Raw genomic sequence first — 25,904 nt, 5'->3', positions numbered from 1 at the left:
ATAACTTACATGTTGCAATACTTTTTTTAAATATTTTGACTTTTTTAATAATTTATATTAATTCACTTTTTACACTGTTTTACTCTATTAACATCTGTAAATTTTAATTTTTATATAAAATAGTTAATAAACCTATAAGAGAAAACCATACTCAAAGTATGGTTTCGATCTTATAACTGGCCGACAGCTGTTGTGCCTTTATGATGATTATAATTAGCCTTATGTTTTTCGTATTCACTTGGTGAACAATAGACATAATGATCAGGTGCTACTTCACGAAGCTCAAGCACATCATCCGCTGAATAGGCATGAACATCCGGATTATAAGTATGTCTGACACGCGTACGTTCACTTTCAGGGTCTGGAAGTGGAATAGCTGAAAGCAGCGATTTTGTATACTCATGAAGTGGATTGTTATAGATAGCATCTGCTGGACCAATTTCAACTAATTTACCGAAGTACATAACACCAATACGGTCAGAGATGTATTTTACCATCGATAAGTCATGAGCAATAAACATAAATGTGATGCCGCGTTCTCTTTGGAGCTCCTGCATCAAGTTGACAACTTGAGCCTGGATAGACACGTCTAGTGCTGAAATCGGCTCGTCAGCTATGATAAAATCAGGTTCAACTGCGAGTGCACGGGCAATTCCAATACGTTGACGCTGGCCACCAGAGAACTCGTGTGGATAACGGTTGGCATGTTCTTTATTAAGTCCAACTGTCTGTAATAATTCATAGACACGGTTTGCACGGTCCTGTTTATTTTTAGCAAGTTTATGAATATCAATGCCTTCAGCAATAATATCCATGACTTTAAGTCTTGGATTAAGAGATGCATAAGGATCCTGGAAGATCATCTGCATACGACGATTGAAATGCAGCAAGTCTTTCTTGCGTTTAATAGACTGGATATCAGTGCCATCAAAGTACACTTTACCACCTGTTGCATCATAAAGTTTGATGAGAGAACGCCCTGTTGTTGACTTCCCGCAGCCTGATTCTCCTACAAAGCCAAGTGTCTCCCCTTTATAAATATCAAATGAAATATCATCAATCGCTTTAACTTCATTAGATTTTCCCACATTAAAATATTGCTTCAGGTTTTTAACTTCAATCAGTTTTTCCTTATTAGCACCGTAATGCGTTGTGTAACCAGATGCTCTGAGTTCATCTTCAGTCAGTTCAGTCTTGTTCAGCTCTCTATCTGAGTACTGAGCTGTCGTTTCAGTAATCTGAGATTCATCGACGACTAATGGCCCATCTTCAATGCTGTGTTCTTTAAGTGTATCAGGATGCAGATCCTGTTTATATTCTTCTCTCATTAGAAGCTTACCCCCTCTACTTGTCTTGGCTGATCGAACTGGCCAGGAAGTTTTCTCTGCTTCATTTTAACCATTTCTGGCGGGTCCACTTGAGGTGCCTGTGGATCCATTAACCATGATTTGACGAAATGAGTCGGTGATACCTGGTACCAAGGTGGCTCCTGTTCAAAATCAATCTGAAGTGCATAATCAGAACGACGTGCAAATGCATCTCCAACAGGTGGTTTGATGAGGTCTGGTGGAGTACCTGGAATCGCTTTAAGCTGTGTATCCTGTGCAGTGTCAAGACTTGGCATAGAAGATAGCAGGCCCCATGTATATGGATGTTTCGGATCATAGAAAATCTCGTCAACTGTACCTGTTTCAACAATCTGTCCACCATACATGACTGCTACGCGGTCAGCAACGTTAGCAACGACGCCTAAATCATGAGTAATGAAGATGATTGAAGTATCAATTTTTTTCTGTAAGTCTTTCATCAGTTCAAGAATCTGTGCCTGAATCGTTACATCAAGTGCGGTCGTCGGTTCGTCAGCAATTAGCACTTTCGGGTCACATGCAAGTGCTGTCGCTATAACGATACGCTGACGCTGACCTCCCGAGAATTGGTGAGGATAGTTATTAAAACGACCTTCTGCATTAGGTAAGCCAACTAAGTTTAAAATATCAATTGCTCGAGCTTTAGCATCTGCTTTCGATAACTTTTGATGCTTGATTAAGGGTTCCATCACTTGCTTACCGATTTTCATCGTCGGATTCAATGAAGTCATCGGATCCTGGAAAATCATTGAAATGTCACGGCCACGTACTTTTTGCATTTCTTTTTCTGATAGCTTCGCTAAATCTTTACCATCAAAAAGAATCTGTCCTTCTTTAATACGACTTGGTGGTGTAGGCAATAATCGCATAATAGCTTTAGTTGTAACTGACTTACCCGAACCTGATTCGCCTACGATTGCCAGCGTTTCCGCTTTATCAAGGTGAAAGTCTACTCCACGTACAGCCTGCACTTCTCCTGCATGGATATCGAAGGAAACTTTCAGGTTTCTCACTTCCAAAATTCTTTGTGCCATTTATATTTCCTCCTTTATTATTTACGCATTTTCGGATCGAGTGCATCACGTACACCATCACCAAATAAGTAGAAGCAAAGAATCAATAAACTTAATACTGCTGATGGAATAAACATCTGATATGGATGGATTAATAACATTTTACGTCCATCATTGACTAATGAACCTAAAGACGCTGCCGGTGAAGGAATACCTAAACCGATAAAGCTTAAGAAAGCTTCGAAGAAAATCGCACCAGGTACTGAGAACATTGCAGTAACAATGATAGGGCCTAGTGTATTAGGTAAAATGTGTTTGAAAATTAAGCTTGAATTAGATGCCCCTAAAGTACGAGAAGCAAGAACGTATTCCTGTGACTTCAGTTTCAGGAACTGTCCACGAACGATACGGCTCATCCCTATCCAGCCTGTCAGAGACATGGCCAGGATAATGGTCATGATGCTTGCATCGAAAATGATAACGAATAAAATCATGATAATCAGGTTAGGTATAGAGGCGATGATTTCGATGATACGTTGCATGACATTATCAACTGTACCTCCAAAGAAACCGGAAATCGCACCATAAGTGATACCGATGACCACATCAAGGAATGCTGCAACAACTCCAATCAGTATCGATACTTTTGTTCCTTCCCAGACACGAGTGAAGATATCACGGCCAAGGTCATCTGTACCGAACCAGTAGCTTTCTTTGACATTTTTCGCTTCATACATATCAAAGTTATCTTTATCACGACCATCAAACGGTAGGAAATGGATATCTTTTAAAGCTTCAATTTTAGGTGGTAAGTTCGCATGATCGACGTTTTGTGCCTTAAAAGTATGGCCGCTGATCATTGGACCGATAAGCGCCATTAAAAGAATTAAGATAAGGCCGATCAGACCCGCGATAGCTGCTTTATTGGATTTTAACTGCAGCCATGCATCCTGCCAGAATGTTCGACTTTCACGTTCAATCTTGTCTTCATAGATTTCGTCACGATTCGCCAGTACAAAAGGCTGAGCGCGGCTTGTTGATAAATTTTGATCAACATCAGCATGCGTATAAGTTTCTCTTTCGTTTACCATTAATCTCTACCTCCTTGTACACGAATACGTGGATCGATAATGCCGTACAGAATATCAACTACTAATAAGACTGCTACAAATAAGAAACTGAAGAAGATTGTCAGACCCATAATGACAGGATAGTCATTCATCTGAATAGAACGTACGAATTGGTCACCAATACCCGGGATACCAAAAATAGTTTCAATAGTCAGTGCACCGGTAAGGATACCGACAGTCATCGGTCCGATTAATGTAATGATTGGAATTAAAGCATTTCGTAATGCGTGACCATATAAAACCTTGTTAGTTGAATTCCCTTTTGCTTTTGCAAGCGTGATATAGTCTGAGCTCAGTACTTCAATCATCTCAGAACGGATATAACGGGCGATGGTTGCTGTAACACCAGCTGATAGTGCTAGAGCAGGCAAGACCGCATACATTGGTCCTTCCCAACCCGCAACTTTAAAGATCTGCCATTTTACAGCGAAGAAATATTGAAGAAGAACTGCTAATACGAATGAAGGAACTGAAATAGCAATAACAGAGAATATAGTCGCGAGATAATCGATCCATGTATTCTGTTTGACGGCTGCGACTACACCTAATATGATGCCGACGACAACCCCTAATATAAGTGCATAAAGCCCTACTTCTGCTGAGGGTCCTAAACGTGGAATAACAAGTTCAGTAACAGAACGATTATCATATTGGAATGAATTTCCTAAATCACCTGTTGCCACATTTTTTAAATAGTTGACATATTGGACACCAACCGGATCGTTAAGGCCGTATTTTTCATTAACAATTGCTTTTTGCTCAGGCGTCAGTTTTTCATCGTTATAGGGAGACCCTGGCATTAACTTCATCAAGAAGAAAGTTGCAGTAGCTACTATGAACAAAGTGATAAACATGTAGCCTAATCTTTTTAGAACAAACTTTAACATTATTTTTCCTCCTTTTTTTAGGTTAAGCTTTACTTAACAATTATCATAACTAAGTTTTCACAAAATTCATATAACTTTTTGAAAATAAAAAAATTATTCTGATAATTTATTGCAAATCACACTTATTGTTATAATACAATTTGCCTCTTAACCTTTACTTCTCTAAAGCCTTAGCATCATTATAATGATAATTTCTTACTTTTTGCAATACATTTTTTATTCAGAATTCTCTTTAATATGTATAAAATTATCCTATTTCATTGCGTTAAAGCGATGTTGAATTTATTAATATTCATTATTATATTTATTAATACATATTCATACTAAAATAGTCGGCTATTTTCAATGATTTGGTAAATGAAATATTTATCTGTTATACATCAATCCGATTTTACTGTACAATACTAATGAGGATATAAGTGGAGGGTTATAAGTGAAGTTCAAATTCTATAGTTTATTTATTTCGATATTATTGTTTTTAAGTATTGTTTCTTTGTTTTTTTATGGTTTCAGTATGATTCATTTTTTTGATACATTGTTCATGTATGCGCTATTGATGTTCTGTATAGGTTTACTCATATATTTGTTCTCAGACGGCGCATTCAGTATTATGGGGCATTCTTTCAGACGTTTCCACTACGTCACTGCGCCGAAGCGTCTGAAAGATACGATGGCTGATGATGACTTATATAACCAGAAGGAAGTCAGAATCCGTAATGAAAAATATGCGTTTACTGTGCCGATGATTTTAACCGCCCTGGTAGGTATTGTTATTTCACTCGCATTGTCATATCTCATCAAATAAAAAAGCGAAGCTGCAAGTCTAGACTTGCAGCTTCGCTTTTTAAATTAGTCTTGATATTTCTTCAGTACAAGGACTGCATTATGACCACCAAAGCCTAAGCTGTTGGATAGAGCATATTCAATGTCCATCTCAATCGCTTCATTCGGAATATAATCAAGATCACATGCCGGATCTGGCTGGTCCTGATGTATTGTCGGTGGAACGGTTCCATTATGAATCGCCAGTGCTGTCAGAATAGCTTCGATTGCACCAGTCGCACCGAGCAGGTGACCTGTCATTGACTTCGTCGAGGATACTTTCAGATTCTTCGCTGCTTCACCGAATACAGTTTTAATCGCTTCTGTTTCATATAGATCACCGATCGGTGTGCTTGTACCATGTGCATTCAAATACTGGATCTGGTCAGGTGTGATGCCTGCATCTTTAATCGCCATTTTCATCGCACGTGCGCCGCCTTCTCCTTCTGGTGCGGGCGCTGTAATATGATAGGCATCACCATTGTTGCCGTAGCCAGCAACTTCAGCATAGATGTGCGCGCCACGTTTTTTCGCATGTTCCAGTTCTTCTAGAACGACAACACCTGCACCCTCCCCCATCACGAAACCGTCTCGTCCTTCCTGGAAAGGTCGACATGCCTCGTCCGGATTATTGTTTGTTGACAGTGCTTTATTGGCTATAAAGCCTGCGATGCCCATTTTTGTGATCGGGGCTTCGGCTCCGCCTGCGATCATTGCGTCTGCATCACCGTACTGGATGATGCGGTAGGCGTCACCGATACTGTTCGTCCCTGTCGCACACGCTGTAACTGTACAGCCATTCGGTCCTTTTGCGCCCAGATCAATCGAAATCTGTCCTGCAGCCATGTCAGGGATGAGCATCGGCACAAAGAACGGACTGATCCGGTTCGGTCCACGTTTTAACATCTGATCATAAGCGGTCTCAAACGATTCCATCCCGCCGATACCCGAACCGACCCATACACCGATACGGTCACTGTTTTCATCTGTTATTTCAAGCCCGCTGTCTTTAAGCGCTTCACGAGCAGCTACCACACCGTACTGTGTAAAGCGGTCCATCTTACGTGCCTCTTTTCTCTCCAGATGGTCTTCGATATTGAAATCTTTTAATTCTCCGGCAATCTTAACGCTGAAATCTGAGACATCAAGTCTTGTAATATAATCAATCCCATTTACACCTTTAATCGCATTTTCATAAGTGGTTGATGCATCGTTACCTAGCGGACTTAAAGCACCTATTCCAGTAATCACTACTCTTCTCTTCATATTATCCTCCTATTTACCGTAGACCAGTGTAATGGCGCCGTATGTGAGTCCGCCGCCGAATCCTACGAGTACAATTTTACTGTCTTCTTTTACCGTACCTTTTTCGAGTTCATGAATCAAGGACAGAGGGATGGATGCAGCAGATGTGTTACCATAACGGTCGACTGTCACACTCATTTTCTCTTTATCAATTCCGAGTCTCTGGCGTGCTGATTCCATGATTCGGATATTCGCCTGATGGGGTATGAACATATCGATATCCTCTGGTTCAAGTCCCGCTTCTTTGACTGTCTTCTGCGCCATGTCCCCCATTATTCTGACAGCAAACTTGAAGACTTCCCGGCCGTTCATCTCGAGCAGGTGGTCTTCTTTTCTGTCATATAGATATTCCCCACCTATCCCATCACTGCCGAGCTGGAAGTTCCGGATACCGCGTCCTGCGCTGACCTGGCCCATCACGACTGCAGCCGCGCCGTCACCGAAGAGAATCGCAGTATTGCGATCTGTCATGTCTGCAATTTTCGACAATTTTTCTGCGCCGATGACTAAGACATATTTACAGACCCCTGTCTGGATGAACTGCTGTGCTGTGACCATCGAATAGATGAATCCTGTACAGGCGGCCAGCTGATCCATTGCAGGTACTTGTCTCAGTCCTAAACGTTCCTGCAGCTGACAAGCAACTGAAGGAAACTTGTGGTCACCTGTTGCCGTCGCAACGAGCACCATATCTATTTCATCTTTAGCGATACCTGCGTCTTTAATCGCTCGTTCTGCAGCGATAAAAGCGAGATCACTCGTATCCTCGTCCACTGCTGCAAACCGTCTTTCTTTTATACCCGTCATCTTGGTAATCCATTCATCTGATGTATCTAGAAACGCTTCAAAATCCTGATTGGTCATCCGTTTTTCTGGAACGTAGCCACCAATACCGACTATACCTATATCCAACGCTATCCACCTACTTATAATCTGTTATTATAACCAGGTACTAATTTATCACAGAATTAGCTGAATTTCAATCTTGACGGTAGGCATCATGTTCAGCAGGAGGCGTCTCTCCACTCGGCAGTAAGTTTGTTTCTTTGTAGTGTGCAAGGTCTTTCTTTAACTGGGTCGTAAACTGATTATCCATTCGTCTGGAAAGTTTACCCACGCCCACCAGGTTCTCTTTAATGCCCCAGTTCAGTTTTCCACCTTTTAAGTTTCCTTCTTCATATAGTTTTGCTACTTTGACATAAGCGGCTGGGATCTTCACCTGAGTACTCATCAATACTTGTGGACCGTAGTTACTCTGATCGCTGATAAAACCGATGACGTTGGTATCATGATCTCTTGCATATGACATGATATCGGCATTGATGCCATCGCCAGCTGGAAACAGCACATCTACTTTTTTATTTTTGATGAAATTCTCTGCAATATCAGTACCCCGGCTGTCGTAGCTGAAGGTCTTGACGTAATATTCATGCAGTTTTATATTTTTATTTTCAAATATCGCACCGTCTTTAAAGCCTTCTATCTCTGGTTGAGATTTAAAAGAACCGATGACACCGATATGACCTGTCTTAGAATGATGTGCTGCAGTCATGCCACCGAAATAGCCCATTGTATAGGCATCAATATTAATGATGGTGACATTGTCCGCTTTAGATTCACCGTTAAATACGACAAAATGAATATCAGGATATTTTGCAGCGACCTCATTAAATGCATCCGAAAATTCCATACCTTGTCCGTAGAGAACCTGGACATTTCGGTCTGCCATCCGTTTGACAGCAGTCTTGATTTCTTCGTTCGTATTGATATTCTGTTCATAAAAGAATGCTGTTTCATATGACTGAGCAATTTCAAGCATTCCTTTGTATCCTTCTGTTCCCCATGTCTGGTCATACATGGAATCCGGAAATAGAAACCCAATTGTCGTCAATCGATGCTGGGGTCGACTGTAAAAAAAGATGGTGACCAAAAGTATAGCAACTAGTGCTACCAACAGACTTATTTTTTTCATATTTCGCCTCTCATGTAAGGGTATACTTTTTCTATAAACTCTTCTATAATCAATAGTATAACAATTATTGGGGGATTTTAACATGCATTATATTATGACGTTTGTATGGGCTTTTATCCTCGTCCATATGATCAATTTCGTACTGATGAGCTTAGGTGGCGGCAATGAACTTCATCTGATGACTGCAAATGTCATGGCGGTTGTTTTCGCTGTTCTGGCGCTTATCGTAGCTGCATTAATTCCAAATGATCCGATTCCAACCGATCATCACTAAAAAAGCACAGTAGCTTATTTTTAAGCTACTGTGCTTTTTTTATTGAAGTTCTAAATCAAGTTGGCCTTCCTTCATCGTGATATTGATATGTGCGCCTTCTGCAAGACTGTTCTGCAGTAAAAGACGAGCGACAGGCGTCTCAATATGTCTCTGCACGAAACGCTTAAGTGGACGAGCACCAAATTCTGGCGCATAAGCTTCTTTTGCCACCCATTCTTTAACGGATCGATCCACTGTCACTGACATGTGCTGATCCATCAGACGACGGTTCAGCTGATCAACAAATTTGTCGACGATGAAAGTGATATCATTTGCGCTGAGTGTTTTGAAGAGCACGATATCGTCCATACGGTTCAAGATTTCCGGTTTGAAGTAACTATGCAGCGCTTCATCGACCTGACTGCGCGCTTCATCTGTAATCTCACCGTCCTCAATACCATTCAACAAGTATTGTGAACCGATGTTACTCGTCATGATGATGATCGTATTTTTAAAGTCTACGATACGCCCTTTAGCATCTGTCAGACGGCCTTCGTCCAGAAGCTGCAGAAGTACGTTGAAGACATCACTATGGGCTTTTTCGACTTCATCAAGCAGAATCACTGAATAGGGCTGACGTCGAACCGCTTCAGTCAGCTGTCCGCCTTCTTCATAACCTATGTAACCTGGAGGCGCGCCGATAAGTCTCGCCACTGCGTGTTTTTCCATATATTCACTCATATCGATTCGAATCATATGTTTCTCTGAATCAAACATCGTACTAGCCAGTGCTTTGGCAAGCTCTGTTTTACCGACCCCAGTAGGACCCAGGAACAGGAAACTGCCGATCGGACGGTTTGGATCTTTTATGCCAGCACGTGCACGCACGACGGCATCTGCCACTAAATCGACTGCCTCGTCCTGACCGACAACACGTTCATGCAGAATATCGGATAGTTTCAGCAGTTTTTCTTTTTCTGTTTCCACTAGTTTAGAGATTGGGATACCTGTCCACTGCGATACGATGTAGCCGATCTCTTCATTTGTCACGACTTCACGGATCAGACGGTCCTTACCTTTCGTCTCTTCCTGAAAATCTTCTTCAAGCTGTGCCAGTTCTTTTTCGATTTCTGGGATCTTACCATACTGGAGCTCTGAAGCTTTCGCTAAATCATAGTTATTCTGCGCTTCTTCCAGCTGTGTACGGTATTGATCCAGTTCAGAGCGTTTTTCCTGTAAGACCTGGATCTGTGATTTCTCTTTTTCCACTTTAGCCGCAAGAATCTGCTGTTTCTCTTTCTCATCAGCAAGCTCTTTCTGCAGTTCGTCAAGACGCATACGGCTGGCACTGTCTTCTTCATTTTTCAATGCTTTTTCTTCAATTTCGAGCTGCAGTACTCGACGATTGACTGCATCCAGTTCAGTCGGATTAGATCCCATCTCTGTACGGATCGTCGCACAGGCCTGGTCAACTAAGTCGATGGCTTTATCCGGCAGGAATCGATCAGTAATATAACGGTCTGACAGTTCAGCTGCCGCAACGAGTGCTCTATCCTGAATACGAACACCGTGATATACTTCGTATCTTTCTTTCAGGCCACGAAGAACAGAGACAGTATCTTCAACGTCCGGTTCTGCTACCAGTACTTTCTGGAAACGACGCTCTAAAGCAGAATCCTTCTCGATATATTGACGATACTCATTCAGCGTAGTCGCACCGATGCAGTGAAGTTCTCCGCGTGCAAGCATCGGTTTTAACATATTGCCGGCATCCATCGCCCCTTCTGTTTTACCGGCGCCGACCATCATATGAATCTCGTCAATGAACAGAATAATCTGTCCTTCACTTTCCTTCACTTCTTTTAACACGGCTTTTAAACGTTCTTCAAATTCACCGCGGAATTTAGCGCCTGCAACTAGTGCACTGAGATCCAGTTCAAAAATAGTTTTGTTCAGAAGTGATTCCGGCACGTCTTTACGAACGATACGCTGTGCCAGTCCTTCGACTATGGCAGTCTTACCGACACCCGGTTCCCCGATTAAGATAGGATTATTCTTGGTCTTACGACTTAAAATACGAATCGCGTTACGAACTTCTTCATCTCGTCCGATAACCGGATCCATTTTACCGTTACGGACTTCCTCAACTAAGTCTCTCCCATATTTTTTCAGTACTTCATATTGAACTTCAGGATTTTGTGATGTCACATGGTTTCCTCCTCTGATCTGATTAATGATTTCTTTAATGACTTCTGATTTGCTGCCGACAAACTCGCGTGTCAGTCCATGAGACTGAACGGCTGCCAGTATGAGATGTTCCACTGATAAATAGTCATCTGACATTTCTTTTTGCAGTTGCTCAGATTTTTGTATCAGCTGGTTCAAGTCATTGCTTAAATACTGACCGTACTGCATATTATCACCACTGACTGCGGGCAGACTATTCAATCTTTCTTCCAGTTTAGCGGTATATTCTTTTAAGTTCAGGTTCGCTCTTTCAAAAACCGTGGACAGCATACTATCCGTATCTTTAGCAAAATGCAGTAAAATACTTTCAGGTTCAATGGTCTGCATTTTCCGTTCTACGGCATCACTTTGGGCTGCTTCAACAGCGGTCTGGACATTGTAAGTCATTTTATCTGCGTTCATATTGCCACCTCATTTGACTATATTTGACCTTTAATAATATTATATATCCATTTTATGCGTGTGACAAACATCATGCTTTTCATATCGGAAAAATTTAAATCGTGCCATATTATGAAAAACGTCTATGCTATAATAGAAAAAAAGCGGACAAGGATGAATAGTATGGTACAAATCAATTTTCATGAAGCCACGAACGTCGTCAACTATATTCTGGATAACGGTAAAGAAGAATCCTTTAAAGCAGGGCAGTATATTTATCAGGCAGAAGACCCGGCGGACTATATCTATGTCATCAAAAGCGGCATCGTCCTCATTAACCGTATGGTCGAAGATGGTAAGGAACTATCCATGAAGATGCTGTCAAGCCGTTCTATTTTTGGCGCTGTGACGCTGTTATGTGGTCCTAAGAAACATTCACTCTTCGCTAAAGTGAAGTCAGCTGCCACTGTCCGCAAAATTGAACTGAAGACTTTCGAGACCGCTTTACTAGCTGATGAAGTCATGAAGTATGAATGGATGCTCTGGCAGCAGAATGAAAATAGCAAAAATGAATATAAGATGCGTGATTTATTTACCCTCGGCAAAAAAGGAGCGCTCTATTCAACATTGATCAGACTCAGCAATACGTACGGCGTTAAGCAAGAAGAAGGTATTCTGCTGAATGTTGAAATGACAAATAATGACCTTGCGAATCTGTGCGGCACGACCCGAGAAGGTGTAAACAGGGTCATCAGTCAGCTGAAGACTGATGATATCATCAGTGTTAAAGGTAAGTACATTATGCTTAAAAACATCCAGTACCTCAAAGATGAAATCAGCTGTGAAAGCTGTCCAATTAATATCTGCAGAATCGAATAAAAAAACCCGCAGAAAATAATCTGCGGGTTTCTGATTAGCTGACACCAAGTGCAATCTTAGCGTAACGGCTCATCATTTCTTTATTCCAAGGTGGATTCCAGACGATATTCACTTCGACACCTTTAATTTCTGGTAATTCGCCGAGTGCTGTCTTCACCTGATCAATAATCTGAGGTCCCATTGGGCAGCCCATAGATGTTAAAGTCATATCAACAGTGACGATACCGTCATCATCCATATCGACGTGATAAACAAGTCCTAAATTAATGATATCAATTCCAAGCTCTGGATCAATAACGTTTTCCAGTGCACCGAGAATACTATCTTTCATTGCTTCTTCCATGCTATTCACTCCTTCCATTCACTTTCTCTAACTATAACAAATTCCTTAACTATCGCCAATTAAATGATATGATAGATGGCAGAAAGGATTGAACTGATGAACGCTAAACACTTAATCTGCCTCGATCTCGATGGCACTTTACTTACAGATGAAAAAACTGTTTCACCTTATACTAAAAATATTCTTCAGCAATTAAAAGAGCAAGGGCATGAAGTGATGATCTCAACCGGTCGCCCCTATCGCGCCAGTGAAATTTATTACAATGAACTCGGCCTGGATTCACCGATCGTCAACTTCAATGGTGCTTTTATCCATCATCCAAAAGACGATACTTTTAAAGTTGTGCATGAACCGCTCGATTTATCAATCGCAAAAGCTATATTCGAACAGCTGGAAGACTTGAACATCCAGAATATCATCGCTGAAGTGAAAGACCATATTTATTTCCATTACCACGATGAATACTTGTTCCACGGCTTCACGATGGGTAATCCAGTCGTTCAAAATGGTGACTTAAATTTCACATTGCAGGAGGAACCAACTAGTATTCTGATCCAGGCAGAAGAAGAACATGTCCCTGCTATCCGTGAGCACTTAAGCGATGTCTATGCAGAACAACTGGAACATCGTCGCTGGGGTGCACCTTACCCTGTCATCGAGATCGTCAAAAAAGGAATCAATAAAGCTGTCGGTATTCAATATGTTTCTGAAACATTAGGTATTAAACAGGAACATATCATCGCGTTTGGCGATGAAGACAATGATTTCGAGATGATAGAGTATGCCGGCACAGGTATTGCCATGGCTAATGCCATCCAGGAACTGAAGTTGCGGGCTGATGAAGTCACACTTTCCAACAATGAAGATGGCATCGGTGTATTTTTAGCTCGTTACTTTAATCTTGAAGGGAGAACTTAATATGAAAATCATCGTAGTAGGCGCAGTCGCAGGTGGCGCAACCGTGGCCTCACAGATTAGACGTGAGCTGCCAGACGCAGAGATCGTTGTTTATGAAAAGGGTCGCGATATGAGTTTTGCCAATTGCGGACTCCCCTATTATCTCGGCAATGAAATCGAAGACCGTTCGAAACTTGTACAGGCTTCAGCAGATTCTTTCAAGGAACGAAAAGAAATTGCGGTTCATCTCTACCATGAAGTAACCGCTGTTGATACAGCGAATAAATCTGTGATCGTTCACAATCATCTGACAAATGCTACGACAGAAGAGAACTATGACAAACTCATCCTAAGTCCCGGCTGTAAAGCCGTTCGTTTACCTCAGCTTAAAGGTTCTGACATCACATTCCCGGTGAGAACACTGGAAGATACAGATATCATTGAACAGCATATTGAGCAATATGATGTTCGAAAAGCACTTGTCATCGGTGCAGGATATATCAGTCTCGAAATGATTGAGAACTTAAAAAATCGCGGACTTGACGTTACACTTCTCCACCGAAGTGAACGCTTGCTTAAAACGATGGATGCACAGTTTTTACCGCACTTAATGAACTGTCTGAAGGAAGAGTCCATTAAGACCCAGTTAAATGATGAAGTAGCTACTATAGAAGGCAGGACTGTTACATTTAAATCCGGTTTTTCTGAAGACTATGACCTCGTCATCGAAGCAGTAGGGATTACGCCGAATACCGATTTCTTAGAAAATAGTCACCTTGTCCTGAATGACAAAGGTTATATTGTGACAGATGAGTATTTCCAGACATCCAGTCAGGATGTTTATGCACTTGGAGATGCAATTGAAACATTCTATATGCATACTGGCGCCAAAACAACCGTCGCACTTGCATGGGGAGCGCACCGCGCAGCAAATCTGATCGCGGGAAATCTTGCGGGTAAAATGAAAGTATTCAATGGCCTTCTTGGCACAAATATTATCCGCTTCTTTGACCATGCCATTGCAAGTGTAGGTATCAGTGAAGCAGAAGCGAAAGAATATGGTGCAGCACATGTATCCTTCGATCAATATCCACAGGCAAGATACATGCCGCGCTCACATCCGATGCATATATCAGTCTATTACGATAAAGAGACACGTCAGATTTTACGTGCCTGCTTCTTCGGTAAGCAAGGTGTTGATAAACGAGTGGATGTCATAGCAACTGCGATAATTGCTAAAATGACGATTGACGACTTAAAAGATATCGAAATCGCCTATGCACCGCCTTTCTCAGCACCTAAAGATATCGTCAATATGATAGGCTATCGTGCAAAATAATAGATATGAAGAAGACTGCGAGTCCGGTGAGGGCTCGCGGTCTTCAATTTGTTGTGCGGGGTGTTATCAGCGATAAATCACATTTATCGCCAGTAACCCATGTATTTTCAACGTTTAGCCATAGTTATCAGCGATAAATCCTATTTATCGCCAGTAACTCATGTATTTTCAACGTTTAGCCATAGTTATCAGCGATAAATCCTGTTTATCGCCAGTAACTCATGTATTTTCAACGTTTAGCCATAGTTATCAGCGATAAATCCTGTTTATCGCCAGTAACTCATGTATTTTCAACGTTTAGCCATAGTTATCAGCGATAAATCACATTTATCGCCAGTAACTCATGTATTTTCAACGATTAGCCTTAGTTATCAGCGAAAAATCCTGTTTATCGCCAGTAACTCCTACTAAACACCTATCTATTCCGCTTCGGTTTTCTTGCGGCCAGTATGATAAACAGGGTAAATGCAACAACGACACCGATTGAAGCAATAATGTAACCAATGTTCAGTCCTCTATCATCAATGATCGCATACAGTTCTGCTTCTTCACGGTTTGTGATGAGCTCAAACTTACCTTCTTTTTCATGGATGGAGTCACCGATCAAGAGTCCACTTAACATCTTCCCTTTAGGTACGACATCAGTGCCAAGCTCAACTTTAGTCGCTTTATCTGTGTTATTCAGATTATAAATAAAGTCCACTTTCCCCGTATCATAGTGAATGACCTGATGACCAGCTTTATTCATGAGTACCTGCATCTTACCCTCAAACATTTCACGGTATTTATCAAATACTCCTGAAGTTGCCTTCAAATAGTCGGTCACTTCTTTTTCTGTTCGGAAATCCAGCAGCTGGTGCATTTCAGGCATCTTGCCACCATTCATCGCAATCTCTGTGCCGTAAGTCATACTCATCGGCTGTTTCTGGCTGAGAAGATAGCTGAGCAGTAACTTAATGCGTGTACCCGGAAACATGTTTTCATCCGCGGCATACTTTGTAAAACGTGGCATAAAGAAGTTATCTGCTGCGAGCAGTTCATTTTGAGCGAATGAATCCGGTAATGGCTGATCTGTTTTCTTAAATCCGTTTGCCAGTTTTAAAGTCGTTTCTTCTTTTTGTACATAATCAAAGTTTTCTGCTGTCATGTCTTTGTTCAGAATAGCCATATTCATCGGCAGGTCAGGCATCACTTTATCCGCGTCAATGCCATCCTGCAGCGTATACATAGATAGACCGTCTACTTGATAATCTTTGACGAAGGCAGCCATTTTTGCCTTATATTTTTGCTGGTTAGCAGCATTCTTCAGATCAATAATCTTAGTATCGCCGTAATATTCTTTCTGGATATCATTCATCACAGGCGTCTTTACTGCAGTAAAATCATTAGTTGCGACGACCGGCATATCAACAACGATTTTCATTTTCTTCTCATGAATCTTTTTGATCAGCTCCTTGAAGTGCTGATCGCCGCCGTAGACATCATCAATCTTGTCATAGCTCGTGACTTTGTAACCCAGATAATCATTCTGTTCATGCTTGAATATCGGTGAGATATGGATGACGTTAAAGCCCATATCTTTGATATAATCCAGTTTGCTTTCAATCCCTTGAAAATCCCCCCCATAGGGCAGTTGATCGTCATCATTATTATGTATGTGTGCATTGTTTTTTTCTGTGCCATTTAAGAAACGGTCAACGACTAAACTATAAACTCTCGGCTGCGATTTCTCCTGTGCTTGTGCAGCCGGCGCAACCATTAGGCCTGCCATCAGCAGTAATATCATTTTCTTCATTTCTATCCCTCTATTCGCTTAATACTTTAAATTATACTTGAAGAGACAGAAATTGTGGCTTAATTCATAAAAAGTTCATAAGAAAAAGCTGATTCCGAAGAATCAGCTTAGTTGAACATTGCTGAAATAGGTCCCATAGGTAACCAGATACCCATGCCGATTGTCAGTAATGCGAATAAAATAACTAAATAGAAGAAAGTACGAGAAGGTTTCTTCTTTTTCTTTTTAGCGAGTGTCATTTCCATCAGACCGATTGTAATCAGACCCAGCAGAAATTTAATGCCATACTGAGCTGCCATACCGCCGCCCATTGTCTGGAAGAACACGACACCGCCACTGATCAGTGTCAGTAATAAAAAGACTCGCAGTACCATATGAAGCGGTTTGAAGTATTGACTTGGTCCTTGACGATCAGAGAAGTTCTGATAAGCAGCAAAGAAAAGAATGATAGCTAGAATCCAGCTTAAAATATGAAGATGTAACATCTGTATCCTCCTTTCATGTATTTACTATCAGTTTAACATATTCATGTCCAAAAAAGAAAAGAGCTAAACGCTCTTTTCTTTCTTCTCACTTATTCAGCAATCGTATTGACTAATGTGCCGATACCATCAATAGAAACTTTGACTTCATCTCCTGACTTCAGGAAGACCGGCGGATTCATGCCTGCGCCCACGCCACTTGGTGTACCTGTCGCAATAATATCACCCGGGTGAAGCGCTACGTATTTAGAAACTTCTGCAATCAGATCGTCAATCTTCAGAATCATATCTGAAGTTGAACCGTCCTGACGAATCTCGTTATTGACTTTCGTTACGATGTTGACGTTCTCAGGATTCGGCAGTTCATCTTTTGTAGCGATGTATGGACCCATCGGACAGCCGCCAATTAAACTTTTACTTAAGAAAGCCTGCAGATGCTCCTTCTGAAGATCACGTGCTGTAATATCATTGATGATGGTATAACCATAAACATAATCAAGTGCAAGACCTTTTGGAATCTTGTGACCGTATTTACCGATAACAATACCAAGTTCGCCCTCGTAGTCCAGCTGACTTGTCACATCTGCGTGTAGTGGAATCGTGTTCCCATCACCTACTAAGCTTGATGGTGCTTTAGTGAATACGTAGAGACGGTCCACTTCATTATTCAGCTCTTTCGCATGTTCCTGATAGTTACGACCGACCGCAATGACGTTGTTCGTCGGTGTTACTGGAGGCAGGAATTTGATATCAGCAAACGGTGCTTTGTAGCTCTCTTTATCGCCCTGCTCTTCTGCTTTAGATACCACCTGGCGTACCGCTTCCTGAAAATCTATTTCTGCATTTTTCTGTAACCCTTCAAGCAATGTTTTCGGATAGTCAGCATCCCCAAATGCTTCAAACACTTTCGGTAAAATCCATGCTGCTTCCTCGCGTTTTACTTTAACGCCGTATGTTTCTTTACCTTGATACTCGAATGAAAGAAATTTCATTGTGGTCACTCCTTCTATGTTTGTTCTTCATTATACAGAATATTTGAATTATTCGCATGCATTTTCCGTTGAAATACAAAATAGATAATGACAGCGACAACAAATATCACGACGCCACGCATCAGAACCACTTCTACTGCGAGATTTTTATAGTCTCCGATACCGAGCGCTGTAAAGGCAAGCATCATCATAAGGGAACTAATGATGATAGCGGGTACAACAGCCAGATTAGCAGTCCCGCGCAGAATCAGATAAAGCGCAATCCCCTGTAGAAGGCCACCGATCATGGCCAATATAGAGAAAGCAAGAACAGATTCCGTCTGGGTCATCAGTGTCTTCAGTATCGTACCGGCAGAAAACAGGACAATTCCAGGTAAGACTCTGTACTTCATGCTGCTGAAATCAATCAGCAGTAAAGGCGTGATGATAAATAAAGCCGTCGCAATGATGACTGTGTAATCCGTCATCAAGCTATGCGTCACATAACTTAAATAGTCATGAGACCTGTAAAGTGAGACAATCTCCTGGAACTTTGCCGCGTCCATAAAGGTTTCACTTGAAAAGAATAAAATCAGCAAAGGGACTGCGACTATAAAAACGCCGATACCAAGAAGCAAATAGCCCACCCAGCTTTTTTTGATTAACCGTGCAAGCAGTAGTCCAAGACCGAGTGCAAGTATATAGCCCATCGAGCTGAACAGCCATTTATCTAATAATCCGAACGCAATGATCATGGAAATCATGCGTATAGACACGTCTATCTGTTTCAAGACAAGCGGAATAACGGCCTGTCCAACCCCAAATGCCAGAATAACAGTGAGCAGGAACGTCGAGCGTTCAGGCTGCTCAAAGTATTCAGCAGGTACCGTCATCATAAAAGGGTGCGCCATTTTCAGGCTGCCTTCTAATATTAAAGCTAGTAAACCGATTAACACTAACACATGTTTCATGATTCAACCTCGAGTTCCATGTAATCGAAGAAATAAAGATAGCCTTTAACCGGCTGTTTCAGCATTTCTTCAAGAGCTTTCTGATAGTAATACATCTGAACCGCATATCGTTTTCGCGCCTCTAGTGCTGCATCATGCATAGAGCCGCCCAGTCTCGGAATCAGACGGTCTGTCTTAAAATCGACAAAGTAGTACTGCCCCTCAAGCTTATAGACACAGTCAATCATCCCCTGAACAAGCGGTTCGACCGGCGCTCCTTCTATCAATTGCCCCGTCAGATAGGATTTGCCGATAACAAACGGTAATTCAGTATAGCGTTCTCCTTCAGACATCTTCTGGTATAGTTCTGACGCAGAAAAACGAATAAGCGCTTCCTGATCGATGAGTCTGCTATCATCTTCTGAGATGATTTTTTTATCAATGAGCGCTTGCAGCAGACTATCAATATCAGCTTTATTTTTAACAGCACCATCGTATGGAAAATGCTGCATGACCGTATGCATCAGTGTACCCCGTTCTGCTGCCGTCTTCTTCACTTCAGACATAAATTTTGGCCGCTCGTAGCTCGCACGCTCCAGCTGATACTGGTTGACGAGTGTCCAGGTGGTCGCATCATCATCGACTTCAGTCTGACGCTTAATATCTGAGACAGACTCTTTCGTCGGCAGCTTATTGAGTTCAAGGTAAGGATACTGATAATCTGCTCTTTCAACGAGCCAGTCAGGTGAACGCGGTGTTGTAATGGTATCAGTGACCACTGCGTCATGCGTTACATCATCCAGCTCACGAATAATCTTCATATCCAGTGCCTGTGTTGCCACAATCAGTTCAAGTGGTTTCGTCGCATTCAGTCTGAAAAACTCATCTTTTGCATCCTGCTGCTGCCACGCTTCAAGTTCTTTTTCTGTCGCTGAACCGACCAGAATCAGCTGCTCTTTCGCACGTGTAAACGCAACATACATCAGTCGCATTGATTCAGAGATGCTCTCGCGGCGTCCTTCCTTCTTAAAGTACTGACTGAAAAGCGTCGGATAGCTGTAATGATGCGTCTGATCATAATAAGTCATCGCAACGCCGAGCTTCTGATTAGGGATGACAGCTCCTGATAAATCCATCATATTGAATTTTTTACCGAGCTCTGAATAGATGACGTACGGGAATTCCAGTCCCTTACTCGAGTGAATCGTCATCAGTCTGACGACATCCGCTTCTTCAGATAAGATGTTCACTTCACCGAAATCTTTATTTTTATCAATCATATTGTCCACATATCTGATGAACTGGAACAGACCCCTGTAGCTTGAGCGTTCGAAATCCTCAGATTTAGCCAGCAGTCCTAACAGATTGGCGCGTCTTTGCTCACCACCGACGAGCATTGAGAATTTTTCGACGACATACTGTTCCTCATAAATCATTTCAAGCAGCTGTCTGACACCTATCGTTCTGGCTGCACTGCGATAATGGTCCAGCAACTTGATAAAGTGTTTTACTTTTTCAGCAAGGGGGGTCCGGTAAGTGTCTGCGTACTCCAGCATATCCTGGTAAAAATATTGGCTGGATTGTCTCAAGTCGACGAGTTCTTCTTCATTGAACTGAAACAGGAGTGAACGCAGGGCACCAACTAAATGATTATCCTGCAGCGGATTATCAATGATGCGTAGCAGACTGATTATCGTCCGTATCTCATCTGTTTCAAAATAGCCGCTACGGCTGTTGACATGAAACGGAATATCGTATTTTTTAAAGGTCTGCTGCAGTGCTGCAGTATTTGAGACTTGCCGCTGCAGGATGACAATATCTCGGAAAGACGCCGGTCGATATTGTCCTTTATCATAAACTTCGCCATGCGCGACTATATCCATAATTTTGCGGGCGATCCATTCACTCTCGAGCGGTTCATCATTCTTGATGATGACATTCAGTTCCGTCTGATGAGGCGCGTCATCGAATGCTGCACCGAAGTACAGCTGCTGGCGTTCATCGTAATCGACTTCACCGACTGCCTCGTCCATTATTCTGCTGAACACGCCGTTCGTGTCTTCAATCACTTCACGTCGTGAACGGAAGTTACGTGATAGATCGATGACCTGCCCATTTGTTCCATCAAAACGTTTATATTTATCAAGGAAAAGACCGGGTTCTGCCTGACGGAATTTATAGATGGACTGCTTGACGTCCCCTACCATAAATAGATGCCCGTTATTGATGCTCTGCAGAATCGTTTCCTGCACGCGGTTAGTATCCTGGTACTCATCGACCAGAATCTCCTGATACTTCTGCTGCAAGTTAAGGGCAATCGGCGTCGGCTGTCCGTTTTTCAGTAAGATATCAAGCGCCAGATGTTCATAATCTGTGAAGTCCAGTATCTTCCGCTCACGCTTATTACGGCTGAATGTCTCAATCAGCTCATTCGTCAGCTGACCGAGCAATGTCATCTCATCTGCCATCTCATGTATGTCCTGTATCATGTCTTCAGGCAGCGCGAAGAAATAATCTGTCTTAACCGCATTCAAAATTTCCTTCGCCTGATTGAACTGTGCTTTAATGCGATCTTCTTCATCCGCATCAAGACGCATATCTTCAAGATCTTTTTTAAATCTGAAAGGCGGCGTCGACCAGTTTTCGAGTTCAGTCAGACGGTGATAGAGTTGCGTAAACCCGCCGCTGATCTGCTCCAGTTGATCAATATAAGCTTCAGCTTTTAAATATTGTTTTTCGTAGACCGGACTATCCAGTTCAGCTGCCGCCTCTCTGAAAAGCGTCAGTGCACGTTCGACTTCTGTAATGACAGATGCCTGCATTGCTTCGATTATCGGATGACTGAGTGATATCTCTCTATAAAGGTCCGGCAGGTGCATCAGCCATTCTTTCGGTGCTGGATTTGCCACTGCAAAATAATAGAGCTTCTGTACTGCATCCCGGAGAGACTGATCACTCCTGTCGCTTGACAGATGAAGATTCGTCTTCAGAAAAGCATCAGTTGGCGATTCATAGTGCTTCTCCATGACTTCATCGAGTGACTGCATCAAAAGAAGTGTTCCTTCTTCATCACTCGCCGTCCTGAATACAGGATCTAAATCTATCGTATAATAATACTGTTCAATCAGATTGAGACAAAATCTATGCAATGTTGAAATCTCGGCGGCATGGATTTTAACAAGCTGTTCTTTGAGATGATCAGTCGGATGGTTGATGACTTCCCGCCTGATCGCCTGATGGATTCTTTCCTTCATTTCTTTGGCACTGGCATTTGTAAATGTGACGACGAGAAGTTCATCCAGTCCCATCTCTTCATGAATAATCTTCTGGATAATTCTTTCGACGAGTACAGCTGTTTTACCGCTTCCCGCTGCTGCTGCAACGAGGACATCTGACTCGCCAGCTATAATGGCCTGCCACTGTGCATCTGTCCACTGGGCATCGATTGGTTTAGTTCTCATCTGTCTCTCCTTTCAAAAGTGCTTTGACATCTATCTTTTCATCGACATGTCTGACATCGTCACCGTTGACTAATGGATCGATATGACACGTTGACCTGAAGTTACAGAACTGACAAGGCAGCTGCTTATTGAATTCAAGTGGTGCTACCTTAGTCTCACCGTCCATAATTGCAGTCGCTGTCTGGACGTAATTGTTTCTATTGATATCAATAAGTGCATGTATCTCTTCTTTAGTCAGACGTTTTGATCGACTGTCGAAAACACCTTTTTTTGTCATAGTGACTGGAATGACACTCGATTTAACGCCTGCCTCCAGTTCAGTATCCAGTTTTGCAGCTATATCCAGATCGTCCACGACAAATCCTTCCAGCTTATAAGCTTCTATATAGCGCTTCGCATGTTCCGCAGTCTCGTTTTTAAGTCCATACTTCAGATAGGGCTGCTGAACATGGAAATAAAGCATCGCCGCTGGATCCAGCGTATGAGGCGTCAGCTGGTCAGCATTTTGCAGCACAACATCCATATAAGTCAGCATCTGCATCTGCTTCCCGTAGTAAACTTCGTTTAAATGAAGCGCATGTCCAGACGATTTGTAGTCAATAATACTGACATAATCCCGGTCATCTCCCTTTAAAAGATCAATGCGGTCAATCTGTCCTCTGATAGAAATCGGCACACCCTGCTCCGTATATATTTTAGCTGCCCGGAACTGTTCTTTTCGTACTGGATCGCCTGAGAAACTCTGCTCAAAACGCGACATGCGGAAATGTGTGCGGGACTGCTGCAGCTGAATAACAGATAGAGTCTCCGTCAGAATTTTAGTGATCTGACGCACCATATACTGATAATATGCTTTAGAATAAAGCACTTGGTACTGAACATCCGGAATTAGACTCTGCAAGGTCACTTCGACGTACTGCTGCAGCTCTTTTTTATCCATTGTGACAATTCTGTCCTTGATTTCCTCGGAAATCATTTTAAGTGCATGGTGGAAAATATTACCGAGCTCGAAGTTCTGGAACTCAAAGGGCTGTCTGATGTTGAGTGCAAGCCCGTGTGCTGCAAAATGTTTAAACGGACAATTGTTATAGGTCTCAAATCGAGAAACGCTTGCCTTGATTTCGTTACCGTATATTTTTTGAGTCCGCGCTTCATCCAGTTGAACAGTCTGATTACGATAATCCCGCAGACTGATGATGCTGCGGAAGACAGCAAACTGATTCATCCATTCCTGTACATACTGCCATTCAGGATTATCCTGCTGTTCAATAACGTGACTGACGCCAGCTGCAATCGTTTCAATTAACGTTTCGGGGTCCTGTTCAGCGCTTAGATGCCTTACTTTAAGGTCAGGGAATATGGCCTTCAGCTGACTGATGTAGCTGGACGGCTGTCTCGCACTTCCGCCTTCATCCATCAGACTGTAAGTGATATGCAGCGCTTCTGACGCATGGGTCAGCACTTGATACGCAACGAAACTTTCATCTATTGTCAGCGCAAGACTTGATGGCGCCAGTCTGACGTCAGCTGCTGCTTCCACAAATGATTTTTCCTGATCCGTGATCAGTGCATTGTCTTTATTCGCTCTAGGAAGAACATCCTCATTGAATCCGACAGCAAAGACACATGGCGTGTTTTCAATACGCGCAAGATCCATATTGAGAAGCTGTACTTCGTCCAGTGCCTGCGGGATACTGGAAAACTCAAGCGTCGTCAGACCGACATCCAGCATGTCCTTCATCGTCTGAAAGTCGGTCGCTTTATCTGCAAGCATCTCCACCAGTTCATCTAAAAGACTGATAATACCTGTATAAACCTGCTCGTTTTTAAGTGCTTCACTATTCAGACCCTGTTTAGCAAGTCGGTCTTTTTCAGCCATCAAATAATCAGGCAGCTTAATTTCTTCTAAAAACTGATAGAGCTCGAGCGCAAAATCATGCGCATTCGTCACATCCTGAAGACTCAGAATCCGGGTCATCAGCGGTGTGATATACGTTCTGAACTGATTCATCTGCTGCCATTCTTCTTCGCCGTATGGTTTGCGCTTATCATAGAAGAACCGCGCGTCTTCAAGCCAGCGATTAAAAGACAGTCCGCGTTCTATGACTGTATTCTCAAGCATATCAATCAGCAGCTGATCATTCTCCATATCAAAACGGCGCGACAGAAGTCCCGTTTTTAATACTCTGAACAGATGCTCCGTCTGCCAGGGCTGACTGATGAAATCGAGTAAAGAGCGCACCAGTTCGACTGCCGGATGATGAATCATCTGTTCTTTCTTGTCTGTATAAAATGGAATATGGTATTTTGAGAAATATTCTTTAAAGAGATTGATATAGTTGTCATCCCGGTAAAGGACTGCTGTATCCGCATAACGATAACGGCCTGTTCGTGCCTGTCTATGGATGGTTCTGACGACATGTTCAACTTCCTTGCGCATACTGGCCGCTTCACTAATCGTCATACCTTCTGCCTGACCTGTTGCAGGGAGGAGCGCATCAAACTGCTTTTCAATCAGAGCGAGCGCAGGGTTTTTAAACCGTGCAGTGTCCGCCAGCTGCTCAACATGCACGGTGACATCCGCTGCATGAAAGGTTTCTGTCAGTAAGTTATAGGTCTCAAATGTCTTTCTGAACGTTTCATTCATGGCTGTTAAATCAACCGTCAATGTCAGCGTCATTGATTTAGCATATTTAGCGAGCTGCTGAATGACCTGGTATTCAAGTGCAGTAAAGTTATGAAACCCATCGATATATATATCAGCTTTACGAATCGTTTCAGAATTCGGGATTCTGTCATAAAGAAAATGCAGGATATCTTCTGCCTGTGTGTAATGTCCCGAAAGTTCAGTCTCAAGCAACTTGTATATCAATGATATATCATGTAATTTGTGCTGCGTTCTGACTGGAAATGAATCGTCCATACTGAAGTTTTCAAGCATCTCTGCGCTGACATCATACTTCTTAAAGTCTTTGATGGCTTCTGTCACTTTCTGACTGAAACCATAAAAACGTGCAGATGAACGGAACAACTCTAAATGTTCCTGCTGTTCTTTTAAAATCATATGCACCAGCATCTCAACGCCGGAGCTTGAGATCATATCTTCAGTCAGGCCGCCCTCCTCACTTAAAATACGCCATGATAAGCGGTCAAAACCGTATACTGAGGCGCGAAGACTCCCTTTGATTTCAGGGTCACGGGCTAACTGCTGTTCAAAAGTATAAGTACTCTGCTTCGGTGTGATAATAATAATCGGATCTCCGAGCGGCACTTCACGGATCGCATTTTTAACCGATTCCATGATGCGATGTGTTTTGCCGCTGCCTCGTCGACCGAGTAATAACTGAACTGACATAATATCCCCCTTATTAAAAAACACTTTTTATACGGATATAAAAAGTGTTTGGTTC

Annotated in this window: 20 protein-coding genes; 5 read left to right on the top strand and 15 right to left on the bottom strand. The window is 42.3% G+C overall.

Going from position 1 to position 25,904, the window contains the following annotated elements:
* Window positions 1-170: 170 nt before the first annotated feature.
* Genes MGG13_RS03805 through opp3b form a run of 4 tightly spaced genes read right to left on the bottom strand, consistent with a single transcriptional unit; the run spans window position 171 to window position 4,397 of the window.
* Window positions 171-1,328, bottom strand: a complete 1,158-nt coding sequence (locus MGG13_RS03805; RefSeq protein ID WP_239035418.1) for an ABC transporter ATP-binding protein — start codon at window positions 1,326-1,328, stop codon at window positions 171-173.
* Window positions 1,328-2,401, bottom strand: coding sequence for an ABC transporter ATP-binding protein (locus MGG13_RS03800; RefSeq protein WP_133432354.1), 1,074 nt, complete (start codon window positions 2,399-2,401; stop codon window positions 1,328-1,330). The genes MGG13_RS03805 and MGG13_RS03800 overlap by 1 nt, the downstream gene beginning before the upstream one ends.
* A gap of 17 nt (window positions 2,402-2,418) precedes the next feature.
* A complete protein-coding gene (opp3C, locus tag MGG13_RS03795) occupies window positions 2,419-3,471 on the bottom strand; it encodes an oligopeptide ABC transporter permease (protein WP_239035417.1) in 1,053 nt (350 codons plus the stop codon).
* The gene (gene opp3b / locus MGG13_RS03790; protein ID WP_239035416.1) at window positions 3,471-4,397 is read right to left on the bottom strand and encodes an oligopeptide ABC transporter permease; all 927 of its coding nucleotides are present in this window, start codon (window positions 4,395-4,397) and stop codon (window positions 3,471-3,473) included. The genes opp3C and opp3b overlap by 1 nt, the downstream gene beginning before the upstream one ends.
* Before the next feature lie 433 nt (window positions 4,398-4,830).
* Here opp3b and MGG13_RS03785 point away from each other — a divergent pair, with 433 nt between their 5' ends.
* Window positions 4,831-5,202, top strand: coding sequence for a DUF3899 domain-containing protein (locus tag MGG13_RS03785; RefSeq protein ID WP_239035415.1), 372 nt, complete (start codon window positions 4,831-4,833; stop codon window positions 5,200-5,202).
* A 44-nt stretch (window positions 5,203-5,246) separates the two neighbouring features.
* On the opposite strand, the gene fabF is transcribed toward MGG13_RS03785, so the two are convergent.
* The 3 genes from fabF to MGG13_RS03770 all read right to left on the bottom strand — a co-directional run bounded on the left by fabF (window position 5,247) and on the right by MGG13_RS03770 (window position 8,496).
* Window positions 5,247-6,485, bottom strand: coding sequence for a beta-ketoacyl-ACP synthase II (fabF, locus tag MGG13_RS03780; protein WP_239035414.1), 1,239 nt, complete (start codon window positions 6,483-6,485; stop codon window positions 5,247-5,249).
* Between the two features lie 9 nt (window positions 6,486-6,494).
* Window positions 6,495-7,436 carry a beta-ketoacyl-ACP synthase III gene (locus tag MGG13_RS03775; protein ID WP_133432359.1) on the bottom strand — a complete coding sequence of 314 codons (942 nt, stop codon included), beginning with the start codon at window positions 7,434-7,436 and terminating at the stop codon, window positions 6,495-6,497.
* A gap of 67 nt (window positions 7,437-7,503) precedes the next feature.
* Entirely contained in the window at window positions 7,504-8,496 is a 993-nt protein-coding gene (locus MGG13_RS03770) for a BMP family ABC transporter substrate-binding protein (RefSeq protein WP_239035413.1), read from the bottom strand.
* A gap of 82 nt (window positions 8,497-8,578) precedes the next feature.
* Between MGG13_RS03770 and MGG13_RS03765 the strand changes: the two genes are divergently transcribed.
* A complete protein-coding gene (locus MGG13_RS03765) occupies window positions 8,579-8,770 on the top strand; it encodes a YjzD family protein (RefSeq protein WP_133432361.1) in 192 nt (63 codons plus the stop codon).
* 39 nt (window positions 8,771-8,809) lie between these two features.
* Here the strand turns inward: MGG13_RS03765 and clpB are convergent, their stop codons facing one another.
* Window positions 8,810-11,398 (bottom strand): ATP-dependent chaperone ClpB, encoded by a 2,589-nt coding sequence (gene clpB, locus MGG13_RS03760; RefSeq protein WP_239035412.1) that lies wholly within the window; start codon window positions 11,396-11,398, stop codon window positions 8,810-8,812.
* Between the two features lie 162 nt (window positions 11,399-11,560).
* Between clpB and MGG13_RS03755 the strand changes: the two genes are divergently transcribed.
* Window positions 11,561-12,256, top strand: coding sequence for a Crp/Fnr family transcriptional regulator (locus MGG13_RS03755; protein ID WP_239035411.1), 696 nt, complete (start codon window positions 11,561-11,563; stop codon window positions 12,254-12,256).
* A gap of 34 nt (window positions 12,257-12,290) precedes the next feature.
* On the opposite strand, the gene MGG13_RS03750 is transcribed toward MGG13_RS03755, so the two are convergent.
* Window positions 12,291-12,599 (bottom strand): metal-sulfur cluster assembly factor, encoded by a 309-nt coding sequence (locus tag MGG13_RS03750; protein ID WP_133432364.1) that lies wholly within the window; start codon window positions 12,597-12,599, stop codon window positions 12,291-12,293.
* Between the two features lie 75 nt (window positions 12,600-12,674).
* Between MGG13_RS03750 and MGG13_RS03745 the strand changes: the two genes are divergently transcribed.
* Entirely contained in the window at window positions 12,675-13,517 is an 843-nt protein-coding gene (locus MGG13_RS03745; protein WP_275416165.1) for a Cof-type HAD-IIB family hydrolase, read from the top strand.
* Between the two features lies 1 nt (window position 13,518).
* Complete coding sequence (locus MGG13_RS03740; RefSeq protein WP_239035410.1) at window positions 13,519-14,835, top strand: CoA-disulfide reductase; 1,317 nt, start codon at window positions 13,519-13,521, stop codon at window positions 14,833-14,835.
* Window positions 14,836-15,250: 415 nt separating this feature from the next.
* Here the strand turns inward: MGG13_RS03740 and MGG13_RS03735 are convergent, their stop codons facing one another.
* The 6 genes from MGG13_RS03735 to addB all read right to left on the bottom strand — a co-directional run bounded on the left by MGG13_RS03735 (window position 15,251) and on the right by addB (window position 25,849).
* A complete protein-coding gene (locus MGG13_RS03735) occupies window positions 15,251-16,630 on the bottom strand; it encodes an alpha-amylase family glycosyl hydrolase (RefSeq protein WP_239035409.1) in 1,380 nt (459 codons plus the stop codon).
* Window positions 16,631-16,737: 107 nt separating this feature from the next.
* Window positions 16,738-17,115, bottom strand: coding sequence for a YisL family protein (locus MGG13_RS03730; RefSeq protein ID WP_239035408.1), 378 nt, complete (start codon window positions 17,113-17,115; stop codon window positions 16,738-16,740).
* 89 nt (window positions 17,116-17,204) lie between these two features.
* Entirely contained in the window at window positions 17,205-18,104 is a 900-nt protein-coding gene (locus tag MGG13_RS03725) for a fumarylacetoacetate hydrolase family protein (RefSeq protein ID WP_133432368.1), read from the bottom strand.
* Window positions 18,105-18,118: 14 nt separating this feature from the next.
* The gene (locus MGG13_RS03720) at window positions 18,119-19,054 is read right to left on the bottom strand and encodes a hypothetical protein (RefSeq protein WP_239035407.1); all 936 of its coding nucleotides are present in this window, start codon (window positions 19,052-19,054) and stop codon (window positions 18,119-18,121) included.
* Window positions 19,051-22,494 carry a helicase-exonuclease AddAB subunit AddA gene (gene addA, locus MGG13_RS03715; protein WP_239035406.1) on the bottom strand — a complete coding sequence of 1,148 codons (3,444 nt, stop codon included), beginning with the start codon at window positions 22,492-22,494 and terminating at the stop codon, window positions 19,051-19,053. The genes MGG13_RS03720 and addA overlap by 4 nt, the downstream gene beginning before the upstream one ends.
* Complete coding sequence (gene addB / locus MGG13_RS03710; protein ID WP_239035405.1) at window positions 22,484-25,849, bottom strand: helicase-exonuclease AddAB subunit AddB; 3,366 nt, start codon at window positions 25,847-25,849, stop codon at window positions 22,484-22,486. Before addB ends, addA begins: the two co-directional genes overlap by 11 nt.
* Window positions 25,850-25,904: the final 55 nt, after the last annotated feature.

It is taken from the genome of Macrococcus brunensis (assembly GCF_022343725.1).
Lineage (GTDB): Bacteria > Bacillota > Bacilli > Staphylococcales > Staphylococcaceae > Macrococcus > Macrococcus brunensis.
The sequence above is the reverse complement of the archived record's forward strand: the minus strand, read 5'-3'. Positions and strand labels throughout refer to the sequence as shown.